The organism is Rhizobacter sp. P2_D12, assembly GCF_056404395.1.
In genome coordinates this window covers 1-1359 of sequence record NZ_JBFUEB010000295.1, presented here as the reverse complement: position 1 = coordinate 1359, position 1359 = coordinate 1, and the positions used below count along the sequence as shown (strand labels likewise).

Sequence of the window (1359 nt, the reverse complement as noted above, 5' to 3'; positions counted from 1 at the left end):
CCCATGACCCGTGCCAACCGCTTCCCCATGCCCTTTTTGATGCCCCCCGAACGCTTTGCCACGGAGGCTGTCGCGGCGATCGCGCGCGGCGACAGTTACCGCGTGCTGCCGTGGCAGATGGGCGTCGTCGCCAAGCTGCTGCGCCTGATGCCCAATGCCCTGTTCGACCGTCTCTTTGCGCGCGCGCCGACCAAGAAGCGTCGGGAGCATCCATGAACGCCGCCGCCATCGCCGCCCTGTCGCGCGCAGGCGTCGCCGTTGAAGTGGTCGCGCAGACCGGGTCGACCAATGCCGACCTGCTTGCGCGCGCCGGCACACTTGCCGCCCCGCTGCTGCTGGTGGCCGAACACCAAAGCGCCGGCCGCGGGCGCGCCGGGCGCAGCTGGCTGTCGTCGCCCGAAGGCTCGCTGACGTTTTCGCTGGCCTGGCGCTTCGACGGCGGGCCGCAGGCGCTGCTTGGCCTGCCGCTGGCGGTGGGCGTGGCGCTGGCCGACACGCTTGGCACGCTCGGCCAGCAGGTACAGCTGAAGTGGCCGAACGACGTCCTCAAGGATGGCGACAAACTGGCCGGCATCCTGATCGAAACCCAGTCCGCCCCTGGCGGCGGCACCTGGTGCGTGATCGRCATTGGCCTGAACCTGTTGATGCCGGACGAGATGGAAGCGCAGCTGGGCCGCAGCGCGGCCGGCATGCCATGGCTGGCGCGCATGGACCGCGACGCGTTGATGGCGGCGCTCCTCGACGGCCTGGCCGGCTGCCTGCGCGAATTTACCGCGCGCGGGTTCGCCGCCTTCAGCGCGCGCTGGAACCTGCGCCATGCATGGCAGGGCGAGACCGTCGTCCTGCTCGACGGCGGCGTCGTGCGGCACGAAGGGCGCGCGGCCGGTGTCGACGATAGCGGGCGCCTGCTGCTCGATACCGCCGAAGGCCGCATCACCGTCATGGCCGGCGACGTGTCGCTGCGGGTGAAAGCATGATGCTGCTGATCGATGCCGGCAATACCCGCGTCAAGTGGGCGCTGGCAGAGGACGGCGCGGCGCTGGGCACCTGGTCGGCAACCGGTGCGGTGGCGCATGCCGGGCTGGATGCGATGCATGAAGACTGGATGGGCGCCACGCGCGTGCTGGTCTCGAACGTGGCGGGACCCGCGCTGGCCGCGCGCATCGCGGCCCTGCTGCCGGCTGGCGCGCAGGTCGAGTGGTTCGCGTCCACGCCGCAGCGCGCAGGCGTTACCAATGGCTACCGCGACCCGGCGCGGCTCGGTTGCGACCGCTTCGCCGCGGCCATCGGCGCGCGCGCGCTGGCGCCCGGCCAGGACCTGATCGTGGCCACCTGCGGCACCGCAACCACGGTCGACGC

Annotated in this window: 2 protein-coding genes and 1 pseudogene; all 3 read left to right on the top strand. The window is 71.6% G+C overall.

The features are described 5' to 3' along the window. Nucleotides 1-216 (top strand): annotated as a pseudogene (locus tag AC1DYN_RS32560) (SDR family oxidoreductase); the annotation flags it as partial. Next, nucleotides 213-977, top strand: a complete 765-nt coding sequence (locus tag AC1DYN_RS32555) for a biotin--[acetyl-CoA-carboxylase] ligase (protein ID WP_477966941.1) — start codon at nucleotides 213-215, stop codon at nucleotides 975-977. The pseudogene AC1DYN_RS32560 and the gene AC1DYN_RS32555, both read left to right, overlap by 4 nt. Further along, on the top strand, nucleotides 974-1359 hold a 386-nt coding region (locus tag AC1DYN_RS32550; protein ID WP_477966939.1), incomplete at its 3' end, for a type III pantothenate kinase. The genes AC1DYN_RS32555 and AC1DYN_RS32550, both read left to right, overlap by 4 nt.